Origin of the sequence: Endozoicomonas sp. YOMI1, assembly GCF_024606345.1 — a bacterium.
Taxonomy (GTDB): Bacteria; Pseudomonadota; Gammaproteobacteria; order Pseudomonadales; family Endozoicomonadaceae; genus Endozoicomonas.
In genome coordinates, this window is the sequence record NZ_JAHHPM010000300.1 from 1 (window position 1) to 3,529 (window position 3,529).

The 3,529-nt window shown below is 49.6% G+C and carries 2 protein-coding genes; both read left to right on the forward strand.

Annotated elements, in window-relative coordinates:
* The first annotated feature begins 579 nt into the window (after positions 1-579).
* The gene (locus tag KDK15_RS10650; protein ID WP_257295340.1) at positions 580-1,743 is read left to right on the forward strand and encodes a peptidoglycan DD-metalloendopeptidase family protein; all 1,164 of its coding nucleotides are present in this window, start codon (positions 580-582) and stop codon (positions 1,741-1,743) included.
* 132 nt (positions 1,744-1,875) lie between these two features.
* Complete coding sequence (locus KDK15_RS10655) at positions 1,876-3,339, forward strand: S41 family peptidase (RefSeq protein WP_257295341.1); 1,464 nt, start codon at positions 1,876-1,878, stop codon at positions 3,337-3,339.
* Positions 3,340-3,529: the final 190 nt, after the last annotated feature.

Sequence of the window (3,529 nt, forward strand, 5' to 3'; positions counted from 1 at the left end):
TGGATTTTTATTTTCATCAATTGCCAGCAGAATTTGTGCGTTACGTTTTTTATACTGAGCTACACGAGGTTTCTCTTGCTTAACAAGGTTGTCGAGTATGATTCTTTCTTCCTCGGTCAGACGGACGTGATATTTGATTGCCACGATAATCTCCAGGATTGGTTGATTTGGAGGTATCAGGATAGACCGGATAATAACCTTTCAAGTGGAGAAAAACGAAGTACTAGTGTAGAAAAGCGTTAATATCCATACAGCGCACCCCTCCCTCGTTCCCATGCTCTGCGTGGGAATGCATGCCGGGGCTTGCAGGATGTGGAACAACCTGTTTCTGCCCGGAATCATGAGAGTTTATGGAGGTTCAACATTTGCAGAGAGGTTCGGCATGAATTCCCACGGGGACCGTGGGAAAGAGTCGCCTGAGTATATATATCAGAGCTTGGCTGCACTGGGAGGCCAATCCCTGAACAGCAACTGCCTATGACATTCATTGAATTGAGTGTCATCTTATCCTTATCTATATCTGATCTTTAATTGCAGGCATACTGATAGGGTTCTAGCCAATAGCCAAAGACTCCTCCCATGACGCTTTTCAATTCGCTGCTCCCGGGCAAATATAAAAGAATGTTCACAGCACTGTTGTTTGCTGCCTGCTCAATCATTCCCCAGTTGGGTATCAGTAATGAGCAGGTGGCAACCGAGGCAGAAATCAAAGCCATTGAAAGTGATATCCAGCATGCGAAAGAGCTGTTGGAATCCCTCAATGAGGCACGAACTTCTGCCCAGAAACAGGTTCAGAAGAACGACAGGGCCATTCAACAACTGAACACGGATATCATTACTCTGGAAGCTCGCCTTAAGGAGGGGCAGGGCGAAATAAAAAAGCTCCAGAGCCGTCAGCAGCTACTGACGGCAAAGAGTGAACAGCAGAAGGTTCAGGTTGCCCGGAGTCTGCAATCGCTTTATACGAGTCTGGGAGATAGCCGCATCAAGCTATTGCTGAACCAGGAAGATCCGGACAGTGTTTCCCGACAACTGGTTTATCTTGATTACTTTCAAAAGGCACAACTTCAGTCCATCCGGGAGTATGAGAAAACCCTTGCGGAACTGAAATCTGTGGAACATGACCGGCAAACCCTCATTACCCGACTGAATCAGGAAAAAGCGGTGATTGACCGGAAAAAGCAGTCTCTGGTCAAACAGCAGTCTGAACGTAAACAGCGGTTGAGTGAGTTGGCAAGTCGTTATCGAAAGGGAGGAAAGGCGCTTAAACAGCTGGAACAGGAGCGGGAGAAACTGGATAAGGTGCTGGCCAGTATTATCAGTCGGCAGCTCGGCAACAGCCAGTCTTTCAACAGTCGTAAAGGCACGCTGTTATGGCCGGTGAAAGGACGTGTGTTGTTTAAGTTCAACGATCAGAATCCGGAAACACGCATGCGCTGGCAGGGCATGTTCATTGCCGCAACCTCGGGAACGACGGTTAATGCCGTGCATGATGGCCAGGTTATCTTTGCCGATTGGCTGAGCAGTTATGGCCTTTTGGCGATTGTTGACCATGGCGATAATTTCCTGACGCTGTACGCTCACAATGACGCTATTCTCAGGCAGGAAGGTGATACCGTGCTGGCGGGTGAGCCACTGGCATTGAGTGGTCAGAGTGGTGGGCAGCAGACCGAGGGGGTTTATTTTGAGGTGCGACTGAAGGGCAAACCCCAGAACCCATCTTTATGGCTTGGCCGGAAGTGAGGAAGGGAGTCCAGTACATTGAAACCATGTACCACTATCTGAGAGCATCCCGACATCAGTGTAGTTTCAAACGGTGATACCGATAAGTAATTTCTATACTTCACTGAATTAAAATAATGCCCGGGAGCATTCATGAATTTGATTTTTAACCTTAACCGGCTTATCAAGGCATCGGCCCTGGTGCTGGCTACCGGACTGGCATTCACTGGCTGGGCTGATACGGCTGTTCAGGAAGAACAGACCCCAAAGGCGCCTGCCGCTGAAATTAACAGCCAATTTCCAGTAGCTCATGACACCGGGCATGGCGAGCAGCCGAAAGGAAAGCTGCCTCTTGATGAACTTCGGGCATTTACCGAAGTCATGGAACGCATTAAAAAAGCCTATGTTGAGGAAGTCGATGACAGGACGTTGCTGGAAAATGCCATTCAGGGAATGCTCAGCGGGCTTGATCCTCATTCTGCTTATCTGAAACCTGATGACTTCAAGGAGCTGGAAGAAAATACTTCCGGAGAGTTTGGTGGTCTGGGTATTGAAGTGGGCATGGAAGATGGCTTTATCAAGGTGGTGAGCCCCATTGACGATACACCAGCCTCCAAAGCCGGCATTCAGGCAGGGGATTTGATTATCAAGCTGGATGATGTGTCGGTTAAGGGAATGAGCCTGGGAGAGTCGGTTGATAAGATGCGTGGTAAAGCAGGCACCCCTATCAAGCTGACGATTGTCCGTGAGGGTGTGGAAAAGCCGCTTGAGATTGCCCTGGAGCGTGCGGTTATCAGAGTCCAGAGTGTCAAGGCCAAGCATCTTGAGCCGGGTTATGGCTATATTCGTGTCAGTCAGTTTCAGGCGGATACCGGCCATGAGCTGGTGGATACCTTAAAAGAACTCAAGAAAGCACAAAAAGACGGTAAGCTTAACGGGTTGGTTCTTGACCTGCGCAACAATCCGGGTGGGGTGTTGCAGGCTGCGGTTGGCGTTACTGATGCCTTTATCAGCGAAGGGTTGATTGTTTATACCGAAGGGCGTATTCCAAACTCTGAGTTGAGGTTTAGCGCATCTGTTGATGACCCGTCAGAGGGAGTCCCATTGGTGGTGTTAATCAATGGCGGTTCTGCCTCTGCTTCCGAAATTGTTGCCGGTGCCCTGCAGGACCATAGGCGTGCTGTGCTGATGGGAACCGAGTCTTTTGGCAAGGGGTCGGTGCAAACCGTATTACCGTTGAGTGTTGATTCAGCCAAGGGATTAAAACTGACCACTGCCTTGTATTATACGCCCAATGGTCGATCCATCCAGGCCGAAGGGATTAAACCGGATATAGTGGTCCGGCGTGCCAGGGTAACCCCGATTGATGCTCCTCAGCAGTATAAGGAAGCTGATTTACAGCGACATCTCAGCAATGGTAATAAAGATGATGTATCCAACAGTAAGAAAGCCGGAGCCAGTAAGGCAGAGAAAGAGATAGCTGAGTTGCTGGCCCAGGATTATCAGTTAAATCAGGCGTTGAACGTATTAAAAGGGATGCACATTAACGCAGTTACCGCCGTTAAACCAGAAGAAAAGAAGACTGCAGCGCTCAAGCCAATGAAAACAACGCCGTAGAAAACGCCTGCGCCTCGTTCCCACGCAGAGCGAGGCTGTCGCGAAACCCTGAGGAAAGCTCCCCGAAGCAGGTCGGTTCGCATGCGCACCCACAGGGCATAAAAGCCGACTTGTGACCCCACCGCCGTCCCCCATGAAATTTTTATCCTCAATTTCTCGCAATCCTCGCTACGGGGTCGCCTAGACGGGC